This window comes from Kitasatospora sp. NPDC097605, assembly GCF_040302725.1.
GTDB lineage: Bacteria > Actinomycetota > Actinomycetes > Streptomycetales > Streptomycetaceae > Kitasatospora.
The window spans coordinates 28,964-52,940 of sequence record NZ_JBEOSF010000046.1; the positions used below are offsets into that span (position 1 = coordinate 28,964).

The 23,977-nt window shown below is 72.0% G+C and carries 22 protein-coding genes; 19 read left to right on the plus strand and 3 right to left on the minus strand.

Going from position 1 to position 23,977, the window contains the following annotated elements; all coding sequences use genetic code 11:
- Positions 1 to 40 precede the first annotated feature (40 nt).
- The 17 genes from ABTX81_RS34235 to ABTX81_RS34315 all read left to right on the plus strand — a co-directional run bounded on the left by ABTX81_RS34235 (position 41) and on the right by ABTX81_RS34315 (position 20,998).
- Positions 41 to 595 carry a NuoB/complex I 20 kDa subunit family protein gene (locus ABTX81_RS34235; RefSeq protein ID WP_030300882.1) on the plus strand — a complete coding sequence of 185 codons (555 nt, stop codon included), beginning with the start codon at positions 41 to 43 and terminating at the stop codon, positions 593 to 595.
- Positions 592 to 1,302 carry an NADH-quinone oxidoreductase subunit C gene (locus tag ABTX81_RS34240; protein ID WP_350553808.1) on the plus strand — a complete coding sequence of 237 codons (711 nt, stop codon included), beginning with the start codon at positions 592 to 594 and terminating at the stop codon, positions 1,300 to 1,302. The genes ABTX81_RS34235 and ABTX81_RS34240 overlap by 4 nt, the downstream gene beginning before the upstream one ends.
- Positions 1,302 to 2,657, plus strand: a complete 1,356-nt coding sequence (locus ABTX81_RS34245; protein WP_350553810.1) for an NADH-quinone oxidoreductase subunit D — start codon at positions 1,302 to 1,304, stop codon at positions 2,655 to 2,657. The genes ABTX81_RS34240 and ABTX81_RS34245 overlap by 1 nt, the downstream gene beginning before the upstream one ends.
- Before the next feature lie 17 nt (positions 2,658 to 2,674).
- Positions 2,675 to 3,409, plus strand: coding sequence for an NADH-quinone oxidoreductase subunit NuoE (nuoE, locus tag ABTX81_RS34250; RefSeq protein ID WP_350553871.1), 735 nt, complete (start codon positions 2,675 to 2,677; stop codon positions 3,407 to 3,409).
- Positions 3,409 to 4,770, plus strand: a complete 1,362-nt coding sequence (gene nuoF / locus ABTX81_RS34255) for an NADH-quinone oxidoreductase subunit NuoF (protein ID WP_350553812.1) — start codon at positions 3,409 to 3,411, stop codon at positions 4,768 to 4,770. Before nuoE ends, nuoF begins: the two co-directional genes overlap by 1 nt.
- On the plus strand, positions 4,767 to 7,250 hold the full coding sequence (locus tag ABTX81_RS34260; protein ID WP_350553814.1) for an NADH-quinone oxidoreductase subunit G: 2,484 nt from the start codon (positions 4,767 to 4,769) through the stop codon (positions 7,248 to 7,250). Before nuoF ends, ABTX81_RS34260 begins: the two co-directional genes overlap by 4 nt.
- Positions 7,247 to 8,605: an NADH-quinone oxidoreductase subunit NuoH gene (nuoH, locus tag ABTX81_RS34265; RefSeq protein WP_502892921.1), complete on the plus strand. Its 1,359-nt coding sequence runs from the start codon at positions 7,247 to 7,249 to the stop codon at positions 8,603 to 8,605. Before ABTX81_RS34260 ends, nuoH begins: the two co-directional genes overlap by 4 nt.
- 6 nt (positions 8,606 to 8,611) lie before the next feature.
- Positions 8,612 to 9,223: an NADH-quinone oxidoreductase subunit NuoI gene (nuoI, locus tag ABTX81_RS34270; protein WP_350553816.1), complete on the plus strand. Its 612-nt coding sequence runs from the start codon at positions 8,612 to 8,614 to the stop codon at positions 9,221 to 9,223.
- The gene (locus ABTX81_RS34275) at positions 9,220 to 10,146 is read left to right on the plus strand and encodes an NADH-quinone oxidoreductase subunit J (protein ID WP_350553818.1); all 927 of its coding nucleotides are present in this window, start codon (positions 9,220 to 9,222) and stop codon (positions 10,144 to 10,146) included. Before nuoI ends, ABTX81_RS34275 begins: the two co-directional genes overlap by 4 nt.
- Positions 10,143 to 10,442: an NADH-quinone oxidoreductase subunit NuoK gene (nuoK, locus tag ABTX81_RS34280; protein ID WP_030300898.1), complete on the plus strand. Its 300-nt coding sequence runs from the start codon at positions 10,143 to 10,145 to the stop codon at positions 10,440 to 10,442. Before ABTX81_RS34275 ends, nuoK begins: the two co-directional genes overlap by 4 nt.
- Before the next feature lie 13 nt (positions 10,443 to 10,455).
- Positions 10,456 to 12,351 (plus strand): NADH-quinone oxidoreductase subunit L, encoded by a 1,896-nt coding sequence (nuoL, locus tag ABTX81_RS34285; protein WP_350553820.1) that lies wholly within the window; start codon positions 10,456 to 10,458, stop codon positions 12,349 to 12,351.
- Between the two features lie 37 nt (positions 12,352 to 12,388).
- The gene (locus ABTX81_RS34290; RefSeq protein ID WP_350553822.1) at positions 12,389 to 14,047 is read left to right on the plus strand and encodes an NADH-quinone oxidoreductase subunit M; all 1,659 of its coding nucleotides are present in this window, start codon (positions 12,389 to 12,391) and stop codon (positions 14,045 to 14,047) included.
- Positions 14,044 to 15,678: an NADH-quinone oxidoreductase subunit NuoN gene (nuoN, locus tag ABTX81_RS34295; protein WP_350553824.1), complete on the plus strand. Its 1,635-nt coding sequence runs from the start codon at positions 14,044 to 14,046 to the stop codon at positions 15,676 to 15,678. The genes ABTX81_RS34290 and nuoN overlap by 4 nt, the downstream gene beginning before the upstream one ends.
- A 257-nt stretch (positions 15,679 to 15,935) precedes the next feature.
- Positions 15,936 to 16,946, plus strand: coding sequence for a polyprenyl synthetase family protein (locus tag ABTX81_RS34300; RefSeq protein WP_350553826.1), 1,011 nt, complete (start codon positions 15,936 to 15,938; stop codon positions 16,944 to 16,946).
- A gap of 126 nt (positions 16,947 to 17,072) precedes the next feature.
- Positions 17,073 to 17,735, plus strand: coding sequence for a response regulator transcription factor (locus tag ABTX81_RS34305; RefSeq protein ID WP_350553828.1), 663 nt, complete (start codon positions 17,073 to 17,075; stop codon positions 17,733 to 17,735).
- Positions 17,736 to 18,062: 327 nt separating this feature from the next.
- Positions 18,063 to 19,949, plus strand: a complete 1,887-nt coding sequence (locus tag ABTX81_RS34310) for a 2-oxoacid:acceptor oxidoreductase subunit alpha (RefSeq protein ID WP_502892923.1) — start codon at positions 18,063 to 18,065, stop codon at positions 19,947 to 19,949.
- Positions 19,946 to 20,998 carry a 2-oxoacid:ferredoxin oxidoreductase subunit beta gene (locus ABTX81_RS34315; protein WP_350553832.1) on the plus strand — a complete coding sequence of 351 codons (1,053 nt, stop codon included), beginning with the start codon at positions 19,946 to 19,948 and terminating at the stop codon, positions 20,996 to 20,998. Before ABTX81_RS34310 ends, ABTX81_RS34315 begins: the two co-directional genes overlap by 4 nt.
- A 75-nt stretch (positions 20,999 to 21,073) precedes the next feature.
- Here the strand turns inward: ABTX81_RS34315 and ABTX81_RS34320 are convergent, their stop codons facing one another.
- Positions 21,074 to 21,457, minus strand: a complete 384-nt coding sequence (locus ABTX81_RS34320) for a VOC family protein (protein WP_350553834.1) — start codon at positions 21,455 to 21,457, stop codon at positions 21,074 to 21,076.
- Between the two features lie 106 nt (positions 21,458 to 21,563).
- Positions 21,564 to 21,764 (minus strand): DUF6011 domain-containing protein, encoded by a 201-nt coding sequence (locus ABTX81_RS34325; protein ID WP_350553836.1) that lies wholly within the window; start codon positions 21,762 to 21,764, stop codon positions 21,564 to 21,566.
- Between the two features lie 44 nt (positions 21,765 to 21,808).
- Here ABTX81_RS34325 and ABTX81_RS34330 point away from each other — a divergent pair, with 44 nt between their 5' ends.
- Positions 21,809 to 22,588 (plus strand): TetR/AcrR family transcriptional regulator C-terminal domain-containing protein, encoded by a 780-nt coding sequence (locus ABTX81_RS34330; RefSeq protein WP_350553838.1) that lies wholly within the window; start codon positions 21,809 to 21,811, stop codon positions 22,586 to 22,588.
- Here ABTX81_RS34330 and ABTX81_RS34335 read toward each other — a convergent pair.
- A complete protein-coding gene (locus ABTX81_RS34335) occupies positions 22,585 to 22,992 on the minus strand; it encodes a winged helix-turn-helix transcriptional regulator (protein WP_502892922.1) in 408 nt (135 codons plus the stop codon). The genes ABTX81_RS34330 and ABTX81_RS34335 overlap by 4 nt on opposite strands.
- Positions 22,993 to 23,098: 106 nt before the next feature.
- On the opposite strand from ABTX81_RS34335, the gene ABTX81_RS34340 reads away from it, so the two are divergent.
- Positions 23,099 to 23,950: an SDR family oxidoreductase gene (locus ABTX81_RS34340; RefSeq protein ID WP_350553840.1), complete on the plus strand. Its 852-nt coding sequence runs from the start codon at positions 23,099 to 23,101 to the stop codon at positions 23,948 to 23,950.
- Positions 23,951 to 23,977: the final 27 nt, after the last annotated feature.

Consider the following 23,977-nt stretch of genomic DNA (forward strand, 5'->3'; position numbering starts at 1 on the left):
CGGACAAGCCAACGGACTTGAGGGCATTGAGAGGGATCTGATGGGAATCGAGGAGAAGCTGCCGAGCGGCTTTCTGCTCACGACCGTGGAGACGGCCGCCGGCTGGGTGCGCAAGGCGTCGCTCTTCCCGGCCACCTTCGGGCTGGCCTGCTGCGCGATCGAGATGATGACCACCGGCGCCGGCCGCTACGACCTGGCCCGGTTCGGCATGGAGGTGTTCCGGGGCTCGCCCCGGCAGGCCGACCTGATGATCGTGGCGGGCCGGGTGAGCCAGAAGATGGCCCCGGTGCTGCGCCAGGTCTACGACCAGATGGCCAATCCGAAGTGGGTCATCTCGATGGGCGTCTGCGCCTCGTCGGGCGGGATGTTCAACAACTACGCGATCGTGCAGGGCGTCGACCACATCGTCCCGGTGGACATCTACCTGCCCGGCTGCCCGCCCCGCCCGGAGATGCTGATGGACGCGATCCTGAAGCTGCACGACAAGATCCAGCACGAGCCGCTCGGCGTGAACAAGCGCCGCGCCGAGGAGCTGGGCGAGGCGCTCGCGCTGCAGGCGACCCCGGTGAGCGAGATGCGGGGGCTGCTGCGATGAACGACCAGGTACCCGAGACCCGCCGCGAGCCGCACCGCGAGATCCCGGTCGAGGTGGTCGGCCGCCGGCAGGGCATGTTCGGCGCCCAGGGCAGCGGCGACACCTCCGGCTTCGGCGGGCTGGTCGCCCCGATCGCCCTGCCGCCGGCCAGTGAGCGCCCGTACGGCGGCTGGTTCGACGAGGTCGCCGACGAGCTGGAGGGCGCCCTGGAGGAGCAGGGCCTCGACCCGGCCGAGGTGATCGAGAAGACCGTCGTCGACCGCTCCGAGCTCACCTTCCACATCGCCCGCGAGCACCTGCTGCGCACCGCCCGCACCCTGCGCGACGACCCGGCGCTGCGCTTCGAGCTCTGCCTCGGCGTGAGCGGCGTGCACTACCCGGGCGACCAGGGCCGCGAGCTGCACGCGGTCTACCACCTGCGCTCGATCACCCACGGCCGGCTGATCCGGCTGGAGGTCACCGCGCCGGACGCCGACCCGCGCGTCCCGTCCGTGGTCAGCGTCTACCCGACCAACGACTGGCACGAGCGCGAGGCCTACGACTTCTTCGGCCTGGTCTTCGAGGGCCACCCGGCGCTCACCCGGATCATGATGCCGGACGACTGGCTGGGGCACCCGCAGCGCAAGGACTACCCGCTCGGCGGCATCCCCGTCGAGTACAAGGGCGCCCAGATCCCGGCGCCCGACCAGCGGAGGTCGTACAGCTGATGAACACCCAGCACTACGAGGAGACGCACCGGGACGGCACCGCCGAGGCGGAGGCCCGGGACACCACCGAGGGCCGGGTCTTCACGGTCACCGGAGGCGACTGGGGCGAGGTGGTCGAGGCCGTCGGCCGGGCCGACGACGAGCGCATCATCGTCAACATGGGCCCGCAGCACCCCTCCACCCACGGGGTGTTGCGGCTGATCCTGGAGATCGACGGCGAGACGGTGACGGAGGCCCGCTGCGGCATCGGCTACCTCCACACCGGCATCGAGAAGAACATGGAGTTCCGCAGCTGGGTCCAGGGCACCACCTTCGTGACCCGGATGGACTACCTGACCCCGCTGTTCAACGAGACCGCCTACTGCCTGGCGGTCGAGAAGCTGCTCGGCATCAGCGGCGACATCCCCGAGCGGGCCGACGTCATCCGGGTGCTGATGATGGAGCTCAACCGGATCGCCTCGCACCTGGTCTGCCTGGCCACCGGCGGCATGGAGATCGGCTCCACCACGCTGATGATCTACGGCTTCCGCGACCGCGAGCTGATCCTGGACATCTTCGAACTGGTCACCGGCCTGCGGATGAACCACGCGTACGTCCGCCCCGGCGGCCTCGCCCAGGACCTCCCGCCCGGCGCGGTCGACCAGATCCGCGAGGCCGTGAAGACCTTCCGCTCCCGGATGCACGAGTACGACAAGCTCGCCACCGGCAACCCGGTGTTCAAGGCCCGGCTGGTCGACGTCGGCTTCCTCGACCTGCCCGGCTGCCTCGCCCTCGGCGCCACCGGCCCGATCCTGCGCGCCACCGGCCTGCCGCACGACCTGCGCAAGACCGACCCGTACTGCGGCTACGAGAACTACGACTTCGAGGTCGCGATCGCCGACAGCGCCGACTCCTACGGCCGCTTCCTGATCCGCCTGGAGGAGATGAAGCAGTCGCTGCGGATCGTCGAGCAGTGCCTGGACCGGCTGCGCCCCGGCCCGGTCATGGTGGGCGACAAGAAGATCGCCTGGCCGGCCCAGCTCGCCGTCGGGCCGGACGGGATGGGCAACTCCCTCGACCACATCCGGAAGATCATGGGCACCTCCATGGAGGCCCTGATCCACCACTTCAAGCTGGTCACCGAGGGCTTCCGGGTCCCGGTCGGCCAGGCCTACGCGGCGGTCGAGTCGCCCAAGGGCGAGCTGGGCGTGCACGTGGTCAGCGACGGCGGCACCCGCCCGTACCGGGTCCACTTCCGGGACCCGTCGTTCACCAATCTGCAGACGATGGCGGCGATGTGCGAGGGCGGCCAGGTGGCCGACGTCATCGTCGCGGTGGCCGGGATTGACCCGGTGATGGGAGGCGTGGACCGGTGACAGACGTCCAACTGGGGATGCCGGCGCTGCCGGCCCGGCCGTACCCCGAGGAGGTGCACGCCCGGCTGGCCGCCGACGCCGCCGAGCTGATCGGCCGCTACCCGGTGGCCCGTTCCGCCCTGCTGCCGCTGCTGCACCTGGTGCAGGCCGAGGAGGGCTTCGTCAGCCCGACCGGCATCCGGTTCTGCGCGGAGCAGCTGGACCTCACCACCGCCGAGGTCACCGCCGTCGCCACCTTCTACACCATGTACCGGCGCCGGCCCGCCGGCGAGTACCACGTCGGGGTCTGCACCAACACCCTGTGCGCGGTGCTCGGCGGCGACCAGATCTTCGCCGAGCTCCAGGAGCACCTCGGGATCGCCAACAACGAGACCACCGGGGACGGCCGGATCTCGATCGAGCACATCGAGTGCAACGCGGCCTGCGACTACGCGCCCGTGGTGATGGTCAACTGGGAGTTCTTCGACAACCAGACGCCGGAGAGCGCCAAGCGGCTGGTCGACGACCTGCGCGCGGGCCGGGAGGCCGTCCCGACCCGCGGCGCCCGGCTCTGCTCGTTCAAGGAGACCGCCCGGATCCTGGCCGGCTTCCCCGACGAGCGCCCCGGCGCCGTCGACGAGTCCGGCGCCGGCGGCGCGCCCTCGCTGGCCGGCCTGCGGCTGGCCCGCGGCGAGGCCCTGCCCGGCACCGGCGGCACCCGCGTCGTCTCCCCCCGCCACGAGGGCACCGGCCAGGAAGGGAACGAAGCGTGATGACCTCCGCCGAGCCGGCCGAGAAGCTGCTCACCCCGGTGCTGTCCGCCTCCTGGGAGGACAGCCGCCCCTGGAGCCTGGCCACCTACCGCCGGCACGCCGGGTACGAGGGCCTGCGGGCCGCCCTCGCGATGCCCCCGGACGACGTGATCGCCCTGGTCAAGGACGCCGGCCTGCGCGGCCGCGGCGGCGCGGGCTTCCCGACCGGCATGAAGTGGCAGTTCATCCCGCAGAACGACGGGAAGCCGCACTACCTGGTGGTCAACGCGGACGAGTCCGAGCCGGGCACCTGCAAGGACATCCCGCTGCTGTTCGCCAACCCGCACTCGCTGATCGAGGGCATGATCATCGCGTCCTACGCGATCCGCTGCGACCACGCCTTCATCTACCTGCGCGGCGAGGTCGTCCCGGTGCTGCGCCGGCTCCAGGCCGCCGTCGCCGAGGCCTACGAGGCCGGGCTGCTCGGCAAGGACATCCTCGGCTCCGGCCTCGACCTGGACATCACCGTCCACGCCGGCGCCGGCGCGTACATCTGCGGCGAGGAGACGGCCCTGCTCGACTCGCTGGAGGGGCGCCGCGGCCAGCCGAGGCTGCGCCCGCCGTTCCCGGCCATCGCCGGCCTCTATGCCTGCCCGACCGTGGTCAACAACGTCGAGTCGATCGCCTCGGTGCCGCCGATCCTGGCCCGGGGCAAGGAGTGGTTCAAGGGCCTGGGCACCGAGAAGTCCCCCGGCTTCACGCTCTACTCGCTCTCCGGCCACGTCACCAACCCCGGCCAGTACGAGGCCCCGCTCGGCATCACGCTGCGCCAGCTGCTCGACATCAGCGGCGGCGTCCGGGCCGGCCACCGGCTCAAGTTCTGGACCCCGGGCGGCTCCTCCACCCCGATGTTCACCGACGAGCACCTCGACGTCCCGCTCGACTACGAGGGCGTCGGCGCGGCCGGCTCGATGCTCGGCACCAAGGCCCTGCAGATCTTCGACGAGACGACCTGCGTGGTCCGCGCGGTGACCCGCTGGACGGAGTTCTACGCCCACGAGTCCTGCGGCAAGTGCACCCCCTGCCGCGAGGGCACCTACTGGCTGGTCCAGCTGCTCAAGCGGATCGAGGCCGGCGGGGGCACCGAGGGCGACCTCGAGAAGCTCCTCGACATCGCCGACAACATCAACGGCAAGTCCTTCTGCGCGCTGGGCGACGGCGCGGCCAGCCCGATCGTCTCCTCGCTCCAGCACTTCCGGGCCGAGTACGAGCAGCACCTCACCGAGCGTCGCTGCCCGTTCGACCCGGCAGCCTCCACCGTCTGGGCCGACGGCCCCCGCCCCGGCCACCAGTCCGCCACCGAAAGGGAGGTGCACGCGTGACGATCACAGAACCCTCCACCTCCAAGGACGGGCAGGCCGCGGTCGAGCTGGTCACGCTCACCATCGACGGCGTCGAAGTGCAGGTCCCCAAGGGGACGCTGGTGATCCGGGCCGCCGAGCAGATCGGCACCCAGGTCCCGCGCTTCTGCGACCACCCGCTGCTCGACCCGGCCGGCGCCTGCCGGCAGTGCATCGTGGAGATCGAGGGCCAGCGCAAGCCGGTCGCCTCGTGCACCATCCCGGTCGCCGAGGGCATGGTGGTCCGCACCCAGGTCAGCTCGCCGGTCGCCGAGAAGGCCCAGCGCGGGGTGATGGAACTGCTGCTGATCAACCACCCGCTGGACTGCCCGGTCTGCGACAAGGGCGGCGAGTGCCCGCTGCAGAACCAGGCGATGTCCACCGGCGACACGGACTCCCGCTTCGAGGGGATGAAGCGCACCTACGAGAAGCCGCTGCCGATTAGCAGCCAGGTGCTGCTGGACCGGGAGCGCTGCGTGCTCTGCGCCCGCTGCACCCGGTTCTCCCAGCAGATCGCCGGCGACCCGTTCATCGACCTGGTCGAGCGCGGCGCCCTGCAGCAGGTCGGCACCGGCGAGGGCGACGACTTCGAGTCGTACTTCTCCGGCAACACCATCCAGATCTGCCCGGTCGGCGCCCTCACCTCGGCGGCCTATCGCTTCCGCTCCCGCCCGTTCGACCTGGTCTCCTCGCCGAGCGTCTGCGAGCACTGCTCGTCCGGCTGCGCCCAGCGCACCGACCACCGGCGCGGCAAGGTGCTGCGCCGGCTGGCCGGCGAGGACCCGGCGGTCAACGAGGAGTGGAACTGCGACAAGGGCCGGTTCGCCTTCCGCTACGCCCAGCAGCGTGACCGGCTCACCACTCCGCTGGTCCGCCGGGGCGACGAACTCGTCGCCGTCTCCTGGCCGGAGGCGCTGGCGGCGGCCGCCGAGGGGCTGCGCGAGGCCACCACCGGTGTGCTCACCGGCGGCCGGGTCACCGTCGAGGACGCCTACGCCTACGCCAAGTTCGCCCGGGTGGTGCTCGGCACCAACGACGTGGACTTCCGGGCCCGCCCGCACAGCGGCGAGGAGGCGGAGTTCCTGACCGCCGCGGTCGCCGGGCAGGGCGTGGACCTCTCCGGCGAGGGCGTGACCTACCAGGACCTGGAGGCCGCGCCGGTGGCGCTGCTGGTGGCCCTGGAGCCCGAGGAGGAGTCGCCGATCGTCTTCCTGCGGCTGCGCAAGGCCAACCGCAACCGCGGCCTGGCGGTCTTCTCGGTCGCCGCGCACGCCTCCCGGGGCCTGGCCAAGCTGCACGGGGCGCTGTTGCCGGCCGCCCCCGGCACCGAGGCCGAGTGGCTGGCCGCGCTCGCCGCCGACGAGCCGCTCAGCGACGACGCCGGCCGGGCCGCCGGACTGCTCCGCACCCCCGGCGCGGTGATCCTGGTCGGCGAGCGGGCGGCCGCCGCCCCCGGCGCGCTCACCGCCGCGCTGCGCCTGGCGCACGCCACCGGCGCCCGGCTCGCCTGGATCCCCCGGCGGGCCGGCGAGCGCGGCGCGGTCGAGGCGGGCGCCATGCCCGGCCTGCTGCCGGGCGGCCGCCCGGTCACCGTCCCGGCCGCCCGGGCCGAGGCCGCCGCCGTCTGGGGCGTGCCCGGGCTCCCCGAGCGGCCCGGCCGGGACACCGAGGACATCCTCGACGCGGCCGTCGGCGGCGAACTCGGCGCGCTGCTGGTCGGCGGCCTCGACCCGGAGGACCTGGCCGACCCGGCGCGGGCCGAGCTGGCCCTGGCCGCCGTCCCGTTCGTGGTCTCGCTGGAGCTGCGCCCGTCCGCCGTCACCGCGCACGCCGACGTGGTGCTGCCGGTGGCCGCGGTCGCCGAGAAGGCCGGCACCTTCCTGGACTGGGAGGGCCGGGTGCGGATGTTCGAGGCCGCGCTCAAGCCGGACCAGCAGATGGGCCGTCATCTGCACTCGGACCTGCGGGTGCTGAACATGCTCGCCGACGCGCTGGGCCACCGGCTCGGCCTGCCCGACGTCCGCGCCGCCCGGCTGGAGCTGGACCGGTTCGCGCCCTGGACCGGCGAGCGCCCGGCCGCCCCGGCCGCCCACCCCCGCGTGCTGCCCCGTCCGGCCACCGGCCAGGCGGTGCTGGCCGGTTGGCGCCTGCTGCTGGACCGCGGCTCGCTCCAGCAGGGCGACCCGCACCTGGCCGGCACCCGGCACCGCGCGGTCGCCCGGGTCTCGCCGACCACCGCCGAGGAGATCGGCGCCGCGGGCGCCCCCGCGCTGCGGCTCACCGGCCCGGCCGGCTCGCTCGTCCTGCCGCTGGAGATCAGCAAGGAGATGCCGGACCGCACGGTCTGGATCCCGCTCAACTCCACCCCGGGCGGCGCCCACCGCACGCTCGGCACCACCACCGGCCACCTGGTCACCATCGCCCCGGCGCAGGGCGTCGAGTCCGACGAGGAGGAGAAGTGAACCCCACCTCGCACCCGCTGGCCGGGTACGACCTCGCCGCGTACGAGACGCTCGGCTTCTTCGGCCGCGACCCCTGGTGGCTGGTCCTGCTGAAGGCGGTGTTCTGCTTCGCCTTCCTGGTCGGCACGGTGCTCGTGGCGATCGTCTGGGAGCGCAAGGTGGTGGCCTGGATGCAGCTGCGCATCGGGCCCAACCGGCACGGCCCCTGGGGCCTGCTGCAGTCGCTGGCCGACGGCGTGAAGCTGGCGCTCAAGGAAGACCTGGTGGTCAAGGGCGCCGACAAGGCGGTCTACATCCTGGCCCCGATCGTCTGCGCCATCCCGGCGTTCATGGCCTTCGCGGTGATCCCGTTCGGCCCGGCCGGCAACGAGATCTCGGTGTTCGGCACCCGGACCCCGATGCAGCTGACCGACTTCCCGGTGGCGCTGCTGTACATCCTGGCCACCGCCTCGGTCGGCATCTACGGCATCGTGCTGGCCGGCTGGTCCTCCGGGTCGACCTACCCGCTGCTCGGCGGCCTGCGCTCCTCGGCCCAGATGATCAGCTACGAGATCGCGATGGGCCTGTCCTTCGCGGCGGTGTTCATCTACTCCGGCTCGATGTCCACCTCGGAGATCGTCTCCTCGCAACAGCCGACCTGGTTCGCGGTGCTGCTGCCGGTGTCGTTCATCGTCTACATCGTGGCGATGGTCGGCGAGACCAACCGCGCGCCGTTCGACCTCCCGGAGGCCGAGGGCGAGCTGGTCGGCGGCTTCAACACCGAGTACTCCTCGCTGAAGTTCGCGATGTTCATGCTGGCCGAGTACGTCAACATGGTCACCGTCTCGGCCGTCGCCTCCACCCTGTTCCTGGGCGGCTGGCGGGCCCCCTGGCCGGTCTCCACCTTCTGGGAGGGCGCCAACCACGGCTGGTGGCCGCTGCTCTGGATCGTCCTCAAGATCCAGCTTCTGCTGTTCTTCTTCATCTGGCTGCGCGGCACCCTGCCCCGGTTCCGCTACGACCAGTTCATGAAGCTCGGCTGGAAGGTGCTCATCCCGGTCTCGCTGGTCTGGCTGGTGATGGTGGCCGCCGTCCGGGCGCTGCGCAACGAGGGCTACGGCTTCGGCGAGGTGGTGCTGTACGTCGGCGCCCCGGTCGGCGCGCTGCTGCTGCTCGGTCTGCTGCGGGACGTCGTCAAGCGCCGGCCGGAGGCCGAGGACGGTGCGCCGAGCGGCGAGTTCGACCCGATGGCCGGCGGCTACCCCGTTCCACCGCTGCCCGGCCAGCAGCTCCCGCCGGTCCCGCGCCGGCGCAGCCGCGCCCCGAAGCAACTCCAGGACGCCCTCAACGGGGCCGACCATTCCGAAGGGAGCTGAACCGAGATGTCGTCCGACCAGAACCCCCGGACCGACCGGCCCGAGCGGGCCGAGAAGCCGTCCATCCTCGGACCGGCCGCCGGCTTCGGCGTGACCTTCAAGGCCATGTTCAAGAAGCGGCTCACCGAGCAGTACCCGGAGCAGAAGAAGCCCACCGCCCCGCGTTTCCACGGCCGCCACCAGCTGAACCGGCACCCGGACGGCCTGGAGAAGTGCATCGGCTGCGAGCTGTGCGCCTGGGCCTGCCCGGCCGACGCGATCTACGTCGAGGGCGCGGACAACCGGGAGGAGGAGCGCTACTCGCCCGGTGAGCGGTACGGCGCGGTGTACCAGATCAACTACGCCCGCTGCATCCTGTGCGGCCTGTGCATCGAGGCCTGCCCGACCCGGGCGCTCACCATGACCAACGAGTACGAGCTCGCGGACTCCTCCCGCAAGGACCTCATCTTCACCAAGGAGCAGCTGCTGGTCGGCCTCTCCGAGGGCATGGTCGACACCCCGCACGCGATCTTCCCGGGCGCCGACGAGGGCGCGTACTACCGGGGCGAGATCACCGCGGCGGCGCCGGGCACCGAGCTCCAGGAACGCACCGAGCGGGAGAAGGAGGCGCAGTCGTGACGGCCGCCCCCGCCGCCCTCGCCGCCGTCTCCGGCGCGACGTCCACCGGCGAGGCCGTCCAGTTCTGGGTGCTCGCGGTGGTCGCCGTCGGCGGCGCGCTGGGCATGCTGCTGATGAGGAAGGCGGTGCACAGCGCGCTCTGCCTGGCCGCCACCATGCTCGCCCTGGCGGTCTGTTACATGGCCCAGGGCGCGGTGTTCCTGGGCGTGGTGCAGATCGTCGTCTACACCGGCGCGATCATGATGCTCTTCCTGTTCGTGGTGATGCTGGTCGGCGTGACCAGCGCGGACTCGCTGAAGGAGCAGCTGAAGGGCCAGCGGTTCGCCGCCGTGCTCTGCGGGCTCGGCTTCGGCGTGCTGCTGGTCGCCGGGATCGCCAACGCCAAGCTGGACACCTTCGCGGGCCTCTCCGAGGCCAACGCCGAGGGCAACGTCCAGGGCCTGGCCCGGCTGATCTTCACCAAGTACGTGTGGTCCTTCGAGGTCACCGGCGCGCTGCTGATCACGGCCGCGATCGGCGCCATGGTGCTGACCCACCGCGAGCACGTGACGGCCCCGAAGACCCAGCGCGAGCTGGCCGCCCAGCGGGTCGCGGACAACCTGCAGGTCCCGCCGCTGCCCGCGCCCGGCGTCTACGCCCGGCACAACGCGGTGGACATCCCGGGCCTGCTGCCGGACGGCTCGATCGCCGAGGACTCGGTGATGGCGACCCTGCGCGAGCGCGGCCAGATCCGTGACGTCAGCCAGGAGATGCTGGCCCGGATGGCCGAGCTGGAGTCCACCACCGCCGACTGGCTGGGCCGCCCGCCGTCCGAGCGCCCGCCGGTGACCGGCCCGCGCCAGGCGCTGGAGCCGGTGGCCGCGAACCACCCGGCGCCGGCGAACCGCCCGGCGTCCGACCACGACGAGGAGGGGGCGGAGTGAATCCGGTCAACTACCTCTATCTCTCCGCCCTGTTGTTCACCATCGGCGCCTCCGGCGTGCTGATCCGGCGGAACGCGATCGTCCTGTTCATGTGCGTCGAGCTGATGCTCAACGCCTCCAACCTGGCGCTGGTCACCTTCTCCCGGATGCACGGCAACCTGGACGGCCAGATCATCGCGTTCTTCACCATGGTGGTCGCGGCGGCCGAGGTCGTGGTGGGCCTCGCGATCATCGTCTCGATCTTCCGGACCAGGCACTCCGCTTCGGTCGACGACAGCAACCTGATGAAGCTGTAGGCGGAGGGCCTCGGTGAACTCTCTCATTCCGCTGCTGGTCGCGGCTCCGCTGGCCGGCGCCGCCCTGCTGCTGCTCGGCGGCCGGGCCTTCGACCGGTTCGGCCACTGGCTGGCCACCGCGCTCGCCGCACTGTCCTTCGGCTTCGGCCTCGCGCTGTTCTCGTCCATGCTGGGCCGGGACGCCGAGGAACGCGCCGTCACCGAGCACCTGTTCAGCTGGATCCCGGTGAACGGCTTCCAGGCCGACGTCTCGTTCCGGCTCGACCAGCTCTCGATGACCTTCGTCCTGCTGATCACCGGCGTCGGCACGCTGATCCACCTCTACTCGGTGGGCTACATGGCGCACGACGAGCGCCGGCGCCGGTTCTTCGCCTATCTGAACCTCTTCCTGGCCGCCATGCTGCTGCTGGTGGTCGCCGACAACTACCTGCTGCTGTACTTCGGTTGGGAGGGCGTGGGCCTCGCCTCGTACCTGCTGATCGGCTTCTGGCAGCACAAGCCGAGCGCCGCGACGGCCGCCAAGAAGGCGTTCATCGTCAACCGCGTCGGCGACCTGGGCCTGTCCATCGCGATCATGCTGATGTTCGTCGAGTTCGGCTCCTTCGCCTTCGAGCCGGTCTTCGCCACGGCGGACAGCGCGAGCGAGGGCAAGCTGACCGCGATCGGCCTGATGCTGCTGCTCGCCGCCTGCGGCAAGTCCGCGCAGGTGCCGCTGCAGTCCTGGCTCGGGGACGCGATGGAGGGCCCGACCCCGGTCTCCGCGCTGATCCACGCGGCCACCATGGTCACCGCCGGCGTCTACCTGATCACCCGCTCCGGGGCGATCTTCAACCTGGCGCCGGACGCCCAGACCGCCGTCGTGGTGGTCGGCGCGGTCACCCTGCTCTTCGGTGCGATCGTCGGTTGCGCCAAGGACGACATCAAGAAGGCGCTGGCCGGCTCGACCATGTCGCAGATCGGCTACATGATCCTCGCGGCCGGCCTCGGCCCGATCGGCTACGCCTTCGCGATCATGCACCTGGTGACCCACGGCTTCTTCAAGGCCGGGCTGTTCCTCGGCGCCGGGTCGGTCATGCACGGCATGAACGACGAGGTGAACATGCGTCACTACGGCGGCCTGCGGAAGTACATGCCGGTCACCTTCGTCACCTTCGGCCTCGGCTACCTGGCCATCATCGGCTTCCCGGGCCTGTCCGGCTTCTTCTCCAAGGACAAGATCATCGAGGCGGCGTTCGCCAAGGGCGGCACCGAGGGCTGGATCCTCGGCCTGTGCGCCCTGACCGGCGCCGCCGTCACCGCGTTCTACATGACCCGGGTGATGATCCTGACCTTCTTCGGCGAGAAGCGCTGGCAGCCGGACGCCGAGGGCCACGAGCCGCACCCGCACGAGTCCCCACGCACCATGACCGTCCCGATGATCCTGCTGGCGGTCGGCTCGGTGTTCGCCGGCGGGCTGTTCGCGTTCAACAGCTCCTTCCTGCACTGGCTGGAGCCGGTCACCGGCCACGAGGAGGGGAACTCCCCGCTCGCCCCGCTGGTGGTCACCCTGCTCACCAGCGCCTGCATGGTGGCCGGCGTCGCGCTGTCGTACCTGGTGTACGGGCGCTCCGCGGTCCCGGTGGTGCCGCCCTACGGCTCGCCGCTCACCCGGGCCGCCCGCCGGGACCTCCTCCAGGACGACTTCAACCACGCCGTCCTGGTCCGCCCCGGCTCGGCGCTCACCGCCGCCCTGGTCTACTTCGACAGCCGCGGCCTGGACGGCTTCGTCAACGGCCTGGCCGCCACCATCGGCGGCGTCTCCAGCCGGCTGCGGAGGATCCAGAACGGCCATGTGCGCACGTACGCGCTCTCCATGTTCGGCGGCACGCTGGTGCTGGTCGCCACGACTCTCCTGATGAGGTCCGTCTGATGCACTCGGATTACACACGTCGTCAGGAGGCCGAGGCATGAGCGTCCTCCTCACCGCCACCTGCGCGGTCCCGGCGGCCGGGGCGGTGGTCACCGCCGCCCTGCCGGCCGGGACCACCGAGGCCCGGCGGCGGACCGCCAAGACGGCGGCGCTGGGCTTCTCCGCCGCCACCCTGGCGCTGGCCGGCGCGGTCGCCGTGCGGTTCGACCCGGAGGGCGCGCGCTACCAGCTGACCGAGTCCTACAGCTGGATCCGCTCCTTCGGCATCACCTTCTCGCTCGGCGTGGACGGCATCGGCGCCGTCCTCGCCCTGCTCACGGCCGTCCTGGTGCCGGTCGTGCTGCTCGCCTCCTGGCACGACGCCGACCCGGCGGCCCCCGCGCCCGCGTCCGCCCCCGAGGGAACGTTCGAGAACCGGCGCCGCACCCAGGGCTTCTTCGCCCTGGTCCTGGCGGTGGAGGCGATGGTGATCGTCTCCTTCTACGCCACCGACGTCTTCGTCTTCTACGTCTTCTTCGAAGCCATGCTGATCCCGATGTACTTCCTCATCGGCGGCTTCGGGGACCGGGCGGGCGGCCCCGAGTCCGACCGTCAGCGTTCCTACGCGGCGGTCAAGTTCCTGCTGTACAACCTGCTCGGCGGCCTGGTCATGCTGGCCGCCGTGATCGGGCTGTACGTGGTCGCCCAGGACCAGGGCCTGGCCACCTTCGACCTGCCGACGCTCACCGGCGCGGTGGCCGACGGCCGGCTCCAGTTCAGCGGCCCGGCCGAGAAGGCGCTGTTCCTCGGCTTCTTCTTCGCCTTCGCGGTCAAGGCCCCGCTCTGGCCGCTGCACACCTGGCTGCCGAACGCGATGGGCGAGGCCACCGCCGGCACCGCGGTGCTGATCACCGCGGTGGTCGACAAGGTCGGCACCTTCGCGATGCTCCGTTTCTGCCTCGGCCTGTTCCCGGACGCCTCGAAGACCTTCGCCCCGGCGATCCTGGTCCTCTCGGTGATCGGGATCATCTACGGCGCGCTGCTGGCCATCGGCCAGAAGGACATCAAGCGGCTGGTCGCCTACGCCTCGATCTCGCACTTCGGCTTCATCATCATGGGCATCTTCGCGCTGACCAGCCAGGGCCAGAGCGGAGCCACCCTCTACATGGTCAACCACGGCATCTCCACCGCCGCGTGGATGCTGGTGGCGGGCTTCCTGATCTCCCGCCGCGGCTCCCGGCTGATCGCCGACTACGGCGGGGTGCAGAAGGTCGCCCCGGTGCTCGCCGGCACCTTCCTCATCGGCGGCCTGGCCACCCTCTCGCTGCCCGGACTGGCGCCCTTCGTCAGCGAGTTCCTCGTCCTGGTCGGCACCTTCACCCGGTACCCCGCGGTCGGCATCGTCGCCACCCTCGGCATCGTGCTCGCCGCGCTGTACGCCCTGCTGCTCTACCAGCGCACCATGACCGGCCCGGTCAAGGAGGGCGTCAGCGGCATCACGGACCTCAAGGCCCGCGAACTCGCGGTGGTGGCCCCGCTGGTGGCGCTCACCGTGCTGCTCGGCGTCTACCCGAAGCCGCTCACCGACCTGGTCAACCCCTCGGTGAACGCGACCCTCTCGCAGATCCACCAGACCGACCCGGCGCCGGCCCACCCGGTCGCCGACCACGGGACCGCCCAGGACGGGACCGCCCGCTCAGGAGGTGAGCACAAGTGAGCACCGGATGGCTCGCCGCCGCCGGCGGCGGTACCCAGAGCATCCCCGCGCCGCACATCGAGTACGGCCAACTCTCGCCGATGCTGGTGGTGTTCGGCGCCGCCGTGGTCGGCATCCTGCTGGAGGCCTTCCTGCCCCGGCGGCTGCGGCACTGGGCCCAGGTGGTGACCGCGCTGACCGGCCTGGCCGGCGCGTTCGTCGCCGTCGTGGTGCTCGCCGCCCAGGGCCACGGGACCACCAAGGTCGACGCGGTCGCGATGGGCTCGGTCGCCCTGGACGGTCCGACGCTCTTCCTCCAGGGCGTCATCCTGCTGGTCTCGGTGGTCGCGGTGCTGACCTACGCCGAGCGCCGGCTGGAGCCCAAGGCCGGGGGAGCGCCGGCCGACGCGTTCGCCGCCCAGGCCTCCGCCACCCCCGGCGGCGAGCAGGAGCGCGGCGCGATCCGGGCCGGCTTCACCACCAGCGAGGTCTTCCCGCTCACCATGTTCGCGGTCGGCGGCATGCTGCTGTTCCCGGCCGCCAACGACCTGCTGACCATGTTCGTCGCGCTGGAGGTCTTCTCCCTCCCGCTCTACCTGCTCTGCGCGCTGGCCCGGCGCCGCCGGCTGCTCTCCCAGGAGGCGGCGGTCAAGTACTTCCTGCTCGGCGCCTTCGCGTCGGCGTTCTTCCTGTTCGGCACCGCGCTGCTGTACGGCTTCGCGGGCAGCGTGCGGCTCGGCGAGATCGCCGACGTCATCTCCGGCAACGCGCTGCTCACCCCGGCGCTGGTCTCCTCGACCCAGAACGACGCGCTGCTGCTGGTGGGCCTGGCGATGCTGTCGGTCGGCCTGCTCTTCAAGGTCGGCGCGGTGCCGTTCCACTCCTGGACCCCGGACGTCTACCAGGGCGCGCCGACCCCGGTCACCGGCTTCATGGCGGCGGCGACCAAGGTGGCCGCGTTCGGCGCCGTGCTGCGGCTGTTCTACGTGGCCTTCCCGGCGCTGCGGCTGGACTGGCGGCCGGTGCTCTGGGGTGTGGCGATCCTCACCATGGTGGTCGGCGCGGTCCTCGCCGTCACCCAGCAGGACGTCAAGCGGCTGCTCGCCTACTCCTCGATCGCGCACGCCGGCTTCATCCTCACAGGGGTGATCGCCAGCAACCGGCAGGGCGTCGGCTCGGTGCTGTTCTACCTGCTGGCGTACTCCTTCGTGACGCTCGGCGCGTTCGCCGTGGTCACCCTGGTGCGCGACTCCAAGGGCGAGGCCACCCACCTGTCCAGCTGGGCGGGCCTGGGCCGGCGCTCCCCGCTGGTCGCGGCGGTGTTCGCGCTCTTCCTGCTGGCCTTCGCGGGCATCCCGCTGACCTCCGGGTTCACCGGGAAGTTCGCGGTCTTCCAGGCCGCGGCGGCCGGCGGGGCCACCCCGCTGGTGATCGTGGGCGTGCTCAGCTCGGCGGTGGCGGCGTTCTTCTACATCCGGGTCATCGTGCTGATGTTCTTCTCCGACCCGCAGCCGGGCGGCCCGACCGTCGTCATCCCGAGCGCCTTCACGGCGACCGCGATCGGCCTCGGTGTCCTGGTCACGGTGGGCCTCGGACTGCTGCCGCAGTACTTCCTGGACCTCGCCTCGAAGGCCGTGTTCTTCGCCGGCTGACCGTCCGCCGACGGCCCGGCCGACCGCACCCGCGGCGGCCGGGCCGCATGCTCCCACGACCGTCCGGGTCGCGCCCGCCCGCGCGGCCCGGACGCGCCGTTCGGGTATCCGTGCTGGCCAGCGGGGACGCCCCGGGCATGACAGAGCCGCACGCCCGTGCAGTGATCCACTCGCGACCGGATACCCTGCCTGTATGGCCAGCGGCGGCACTCAGGGACCGGGCCGCTAGATCGACCAGGGACAGAGGAGTGGTCTTCGTGACCGTCGTGGGACCCTTTGGGCTCAGCGTGCAGGACCGCGATCTGACCCGCGACGTCCAGGCCGGGATGGACGCGGTGGAGATCGCGCTCACCGACGCCGTGAAGAGTGACGTCCCGTTCATCACCGTCACCGCCAGCCACCTGATGGAGGCCGGCGGCAAGCGCTTCCGCCCGCTGCTGGTGCTGCTCGCCGCCCAGTTCGGCGACGCCAACGCGCCCGGGGTGATCCCGGCCGCCGTGGTCGTCGAGCTCACCCACCTCGCCACGCTCTACCACGACGACGTCATGGACGAGGCCCCGGTGCGGCGCGGCGCCCCCAGCGCCAACTCGCGCTGGGACAACTCGGTCGCCATCCTGACCGGCGACTTCCTCTTCTCCCGCGCCTCCCAGGTGCTCGCCGACCTCGGCCCGGAGGCCGTCCGGCTGCAGGCCGACGCGTTCGAGCGGCTGGTCACCGGTCAGATCCTGGAGACCGCCGGCCCCGGCCCGGAGGACGACCCGCTCGACCACTACCTGAACGTGCTGGCCGGCAAGACCGGCTCGCTGATCGCCGTCTCCTGCCGGATAGGAGCACTGGCGGCCGGCGCCGAGCCGTGGGTGATCGACATCCTCAGCGCCTTCGGCGAGCGGATCGGCATCGCCTTCCAGCTGGCCGACGACGTGCTGGACATCGCCAGCGACGGCCACGAGTCCGGCAAGACCCCCGGCACCGACCTGCGCGAGGGCGTGGAGACGCTGCCGACCCTGCTGCTGCGCCAGATGCCCGCCGACCCGGCCGATCCGGCCGACGCCCGGCTGCGCGAGCTGCTCCGCAAGGACCTCGCCGACGACGAGCTGCACGCCGAGGCGCTGCACCTGCTGCGCCGCCACCCGGCGCTGGAGCACGCCCGCCGGGAGACCCTGCGGCACGCCGAGGAGGCCCGGGCGCTGCTGGACCCGCTCCCGGACGGCCCGGCCAAGGACGCGCTGCAGGCGCTCTGCGACACGGTGGCCATCCGCACCATGTGACGGCCCGGCGCCCCGCCCGGAGCGGGCGGGGCGAATCGCCGCCCGTGGTCCCGAGGGGCGTGCGGATGGGGGAGACTGACACCCGTCAGCACCGTGTCCGCACCTCCGCCCATCCGGAAGGCCGCCATGCTTCGCGTCGTCATCGCCGAGGACTCCGTACTGCTGCGGGAGGGCCTGACCCGGCTGCTCACCGACCGCGGCCTGGAGGTGGTGGCCGGTGTCGGGGACGGCGACGCGCTGATCAAGACCATCCACGACCTGGCCGCCGACGGCGCGCTGCCCGATGTGGTGGTCTCCGATGTGCGGATGCCCCCCTCCCACACCGACGAGGGCCTGCGCGCCTGCGTCACCCTGCGTGGCCTGTATCCGGAACTCGGTGTGCTCGTGCTGTCACAGTTCGTCGAGGAGCGCTACGCCTCCGAACTACTGGCCGGTTCCACCCGCGGCGTCGGCTACCTGCTGAAGGACCGGGTCGCCGAGGTCCGCGAGTTCGTGGACGCGGTGGTCCGGGTCGCCGAGGGCGGCACCGCGCTGGACCCGGAGGTCGTCCAGCAGCTGCTGAGCCGCAGCCGCAAGGGCGACGTGCTGGCCGGGCTGACCCCGCGCGAGCGCGAGGTGCTGGGGCTGATGGCGGAGGGCCGGACCAACACCGCGGTGGCCAAGCAGCTGGTGGTCTCCGAGGGCGCGGTGGAGAAGCACGTCAGCAACATCTTCCTGAAGCTGGGGCTCGCGCAGAGCCCCGGGGACCACCGCCGGGTCCTCGCGGTGCTCACTTATCTGAATTCCTGACCGGCTCGCCGCCGCACCCTTCGGAGCGGGTGTTCGCACTCGAACCGAACCGTCCATCCGCGGACCCAAACCGGTCGTTCACGGCGTTTTTCGAGGGTGCGGCGGTGATTTTCCGCCGCATCGGGGAGTTCCGTCCAAGGCAATCCTTACCCGCATAGGATGCGAGAGGTGCACCAGGCGGACGGGGCACACGGCTCACGCCCGCGGCTGGTGCCCACGAGGAGGTCCGCGGCAGTGACCAGTCAGGTCGATCAGTCAGAAGCAGTGGACGGCTCGGACGGCGACGAGGGCCGCTCCGGGCCCGGCGGGGGCAGCTCCGGCCCTGCCGTGCCGGTCGGTCCGCAGCACCGGGGCGCCAAACCGATCCGCAGGCTGGACCGGGTGATCATCAGGTTCGCCGGGGACTCCGGCGACGGCATGCAGCTCACCGGCGACCGCTTCACCTCGGAGACGGCGTCCTTCGGCAACGACCTCTCCACCCTGCCCAACTTCCCGGCCGAGATCCGCGCCCCCGCCGGAACCCTGCCGGGCGTCTCGTCCTTCCAACTCCACTTCGCCGACCACGACATCCTGACCCCGGGGGACGCGCCCAACGTCCTGGTGGCGATGAACCCGGCCGCCCTCAAGGCCAACCTCCCCGACCTGCCGCGCGGCGCGGAGATCATCGTCAACACCGACGAGTTCACCAAGCGCGCGCTGGCCAAGGTCGGCTACGGCGCGGACCCGCTGGCGGACGGCTCGCTGCAGGGCTACCACCTGCACAAGGTGCCGCTCACCACGCTGACCCTGGAGGCGCTCAAGGACAGCGGACTCGCCCGCAAGGACGCCGAGCGGGCCAAGAACATGTTCGCGCTGGGCCTGCTCTCCTGGATGTACCACCGCCCGACCCGCGGCACCGAGTCCTTCCTGCGCACCAAGTTCGCCAAGAAGCCGTTGATCGCCGAGGCCAACATCAACGCCTTCCGGGCCGGCTGGAACTTCGGCGAGACCACCGAGACCTTCGCGGTCTCCTACGAGGTGCCGCCGGCCAAGCTGCCGCCGGGCCGCTACCGCAACATCTCCGGCAACCTGGCGCTTTCCTACGGCCTGATCGCCGCCGCCCGGCGCTCCGGACTGCCGCTCTACCTGGGCTCCTACCCGATCACCCCGGCCTCCGACATCCTGCACGAGCTCAGCCGGCACAAGAACTTCGGCGTGCGCACCTTCCAGGCCGAGGACGAGATCGCCGGCATCGGCGCGGCGCTCGGCGCGGCCTTCGGCGGCGCGCTCGGCGTGACCACCACCTCCGGCCCCGGCGTGGCGCTCAAGAGCGAGACCATCGGCCTGGCCGTCTCGCTCGAACTCCCGCTGCTGGTGGTGGACATCCAGCGCGGCGGTCCGTCCACCGGCCTGCCGACCAAGACCGAGCAGGCCGACCTGCTGCAGGCGATGTTCGGCCGCAACGGCGAGGCCCCGGTGCCGATCGTGGCCCCGGCCACCCCGGCCGAGTGCTTCGACGCGGCGCTGGAGGCGGCCCGCATCGCGGTCACCTACCGCACCCCGGTCTTCCTGCTCTCGGACGGCTACCTGGCCAACGGCTCGGAGCCCTGGCGGATCCCGGAGGTCGACGAACTTCCGGAGATCGACCCGGACTTCGCCACCGCCCCGAACCGCGAGGACGGCGCGTTCTGGCCCTATCTGCGCGATCCCCGGACGCTGGCCCGCCCGTGGGCGCTGCCCGGCACGGCCGGCCTGGAGCACCGGATCGGCGGCATCGAGAAGCAGGACGGCACCGGCAACATCTCCTACGACCCGGCCAACCACGACTTCATGGTCCGCACCCGGCAGGCCAAGGTGGACGGCATCGCGGTGCCCGACACGGTGGTCGACGACCCCTCCGGCGAGGCCAGGGTGCTGGTGCTCGGCTGGGGTTCGACGTACGGCCCGATCACCGCGGCGGTCCGCCGGGTCCGGGCGGACGGCGGCGAGATCGCCCAGGCGCACCTGCGCAACCTCAACCCGTTCCCGGCCGACCTCGGGACGGTGCTGCGGAGTTACGACAAGATCATCGTGCCCGAGATGAACCTCGGCCAGCTGGCGCTGCTGCTGCGCGCCAAGTACCTGGTGGACGCGGAGTCCTACAACCAGGTGCGCGGACTTCCCTTCAAGGCGGCGCAGTTGGCGGACGTGCTGTGGGCGGCGATCGGCACCCTGGACGAGGAGGACAACCGATGAGCGAGAAGTTCCCCTCCTTGAAGCTGGTCCCGAAGGCCGAGGCGCCGCAGAGCGCCAAGGAGTTCAAGACCGACCAGGAGGTGCGCTGGTGCCCCGGCTGCGGTGACTACGCGATCCTGGCCGCGGTACAGGCGTTCATGCCGGAGCTGGGGATCAGACGGGAGAACACCGTCTTCGTCTCCGGTATCGGCTGCTCGTCGCGGTTCCCGTACTACATGAACACCTACGGGGTGCACTCGATCCACGGCCGCGCCCCGGCGATCGCCACCGGGCTGGCGACCTCCCGGCGGGACCTCAGCGTCTGGGTGGTGACCGGCGACGGCGACGCGCTGTCGATCGGCGGCAACCATCTGATCCACGCGCTGCGCCGCAATGTGAATCTGAAGATCCTGCTGTTCAACAACCGTATCTACGGCCTGACCAAGGGCCAGTACTCGCCGACCAGTGAACTCGGGAAGATCACCAAGTCCACGCCGATGGGCTCGCTGGACGCCCCGTTCAACCCGCTCTCGCTGGCCATCGGCGCGGAGGCCACCTTCGTCGCCCGGACCGTCGACTCCGACCGCCAGCACCTCCAGTCGGTGCTGCGGGCGGCGGCCGAGCACGAGGGCACCGCGCTGGTCGAGATCTACCAGAACTGCAACATCTTCAACGACGGCGCCTTCGAGGTGCTCAAGGACGCCGGCACCCGGGACGAGGCGCTGATCCGGCTGGAGCACGGGCAGCCGGTGCGCTTCGGCGCGGACCGCGCCCGGGGCGTCTTCCGCGGCGCCGACGGCGAGCTGTTCGTCGACGCCGTCACGGCGGAGAACGAGTCCGCGGTGCTGGTCCACGACGCCCACGCGGCCGGCCCGGCCACCGCGTTCGCGCTCTCCCGGATCGCCGACGCGGACACCCTGCACCACACCCCGATCGGCGTGCTGCGTGCCGTCCGCCGCCCGGTGTACGACGAGCTGATGGCCGGCCAGCTGGCCACCGCCGCCGCCGACCGCGGCGAGGGCGACCTGGCCGCGCTGCTCACCGGCGGCGACACCTGGACGGTCGACTGAGCCCGTCCGGTCCGACGTCCGACGAACGCGGCGGCGCCCCCGGCCCTTCCGGCCGGGGGCGCCGCCTTCCCGTCGCTACCGCTGCCCGGCCCACTCCACCAGCTGGACCACGACCCCGTTGGGGTCGGTGACCTGGAAGAGCGTCTCGCCCCAGGGCTCCTCGCGCAGCGCCATGGTGACCTCCACCCCGGCGGCCCGCAGTCGCGCCTCCTCGGCGGCCACGTCGCCGACCACGAAGGCCAGGATCAGCCCGGCGGCGACCTGGTCGCGGAAGCCCTCCGGCAGGACCTCGATCCCCTTCTTCAGGAAGACGACGCTGACCCCGGCGCTGTCGTGCCCGAGGGAGACGAACCCGTCCGCGGCCATCTGCTCGGTGAACCCGAAGTGCTCCCGCAGGAACGACGCGGACGCCTCGACGTCCTCGACGGTGAGCGAAACGGCGGAGGAAGTGATCTGCATGTCCGGTGAATCCTCTCGTCGGACTGTTTTCCCGTACGCAGTACACTATACGCAGTACGGAGTATTTGGAAACAGTGATCCCGGTCACGCCGCGGGGTGGATCTTCCTAGTCCAGCCCGGGCAGCGGGTCCTGGTCGACGTCGTGCCGGGTCACGCGCTCGGCCGGGTCGCGGCACTCGGGGCCGAGGCGGAGGATGCGCGACTCCGGGTCGTGCAGCGGGCGGTGGCAGCGGCGGCAGGTCACCCGGGGGCGGACGGCCTCCCGGGTGTCGGTGCCCGGCAGTGGATCGGGGTCGGCGGAGGTCATGGCCTTGACCGTACCGGCGGGCGCGGCGTGAAAGGATCGGCTCCATGGCCAATGACCGCAGTGGCGCCGGGGACCCGGCGCGCACGCTCGAGCTGCTCTGGGGCCTGTCGGCGCAGGAGAAGCCCGGCCGGCGCGGCCCCCGGCAGGCGAAGTCCCCGGCGGAGATCGCCGCCGTCGCGATCGGGATCGCGGACGCCGAGGGGGTGGACGCGGTGACCATGCGGCGGGTCGCCCAGGCGCTCGGCCTCTCGCCGATGGCGCTCTACACCTATGTGCCCGGCAAGGCCGAGCTGCTCGACCTGATGCTGGACACCGTCTACGCCGCGATGCCCCGCAGCGCCCCCGCCGGAGACGGCTGGCGGGCCCGGGCGGCCGCCGTCGCCGACGACAACCGCGCCCTGTACCGCGCCCACCCGTGGACGGTGGCGGTCGCCACCAGCCGCCCGCCGCTCGGGCCCGGTCTGATGGCGAAGTACGAGTACGAGCTGCGCGCCCTGGAGGGCACCGGCCTGCCGGACGTCGAGCTGGACGCCGCGCTCACCCATCTGCTGGGCTTCGTGGAGACCTGCGCCCGGATGGCGGCGGACGAGCGCGCCGCGCGCCAGGAGAGCGCGATGACCGACGCCCAGTGGTGGGCCGCCAACGCCGAACTGCTCGCCCGGGTCTTCGACGCCGAGCGCCACCCCGTCGCCGCCCGGGTCGGCGCCGCCGCCGGCGAGGCGCACGGCGGCGCGTACGACCCGGACCACGCCTACGCCTTCGGCCTGGCCCGGGTGCTGGACGGCCTGGCCGCCCTCATCGAGCGGCGCCGGGCCGACGGTTAGCGCCCCCGGGCGTCGTACTCGTCGCGGGCGGCCATGACGGCGGGGACGCGCTCCTCGGTCCAGTGCGCCAGTTCGGCGACCAGTCGGGCGGCCTCCCGGCCGAGCGGGGTCAGGCTGTAGTCGACCCGGGGCGGGATGACGGGGTGGGCCTCGCGCAGCACGAAGCCGTCGCGCTCCAGGGTCTGCAGCGTCTGGGCGAGCATCTTCTCGCTCACCCCGGTGATCCGGCGGCGCAGCTCGCTGAACCGGTAGCCGCGCTCGTGCAGCGCGCCCAGCACCAGGACGCCCCAGCGGCTGGTGACGTGCTCCAGCACGCCCCGGGACGGGCACATCCGGTCGAAGACGTCGGGCGGGGGCAGCGGGCCGGAGGTGGGCGCGGTCCCCGTCGTGTTCATTACCTGCATATCAGTACCCTACTTTGAAGTGCGTACTTTCGAAAGGTTAGTGCCACCCCTAGGGTGAGTTCCGAAGCCGGAAGTTCAACGGACAACCACCCCAGGGAGCAGCACCATGTACGTCGTCACCGGAGCCACCGGACAGCTCGGCCGCCTCGTCGTCGAGGGCCTGCTGGCCAAGGTCCCCGCGAGCGAGGTGGCGGTGCTCGTCCGCTCCGCCGAGAAGGCCGCCGATCTCGCCGAGCGCGGGGTGACCGTCCGGGTGGCCGACTACAACCGCCCGGAGAGCCTCGCGGGCGCCTTCGCCGCCGGCGACAAGGTACTGCTCATCTCGGGCAGCGAGATCGGCAGCCGGGTGCCGCAGCACACCGCCGTGGTCGAGGCGGCGCGGGCCGCCGGGGTCGCCCTGCTCGCGTACACCAGCGCCCCGGGCGTGGCCACCTTCAAGCTGGCCGACGAGCACAAGGCCACCGAGGCCGTCATCCGCGAGTCCGGGCTGCCCTTCGCCCTGCTCCGCAACGGCTGGTACACCGAGAACTACCTGGGCGACGCGGCCGGCGCGGTCGAGCGCGGCGCGGTGGTCGGCAGCGCCGGCCAGGACGGCCGGATCGCCACCGCCCCGCGCCGGGACTTCGCCGACGCGGCGGTGGCCGTGCTCACCGGCGAGGGCCACGAGAACGCGGTGTACGAGCTGAGCGGCGACGCCGCCTGGACCCTGCCGGAGCTGGCCGCCGAGCTGGCCCTGGCCTCGGGCAGGCCGGTCGCCTTCCACCCGGTGACGCCGGAGGAGCACCTGCGGATCCTGGTCGGCGCCGGCCTGCCGGAGGGCTTCGCGGAGATCCTGGTCGACGTCGACGCCGGCATCGCGCGCGGCGAGCTGGCCGGCACCCCGGGCGACCTGGCCCGGCTGATCGGCCGCCCGACCGTCCCGCTGGCGCAGAGCGTCAAGGCCGCGCTGGGCGCCTGAGCCCCGCCCGGCACCCCGTCCGGCACC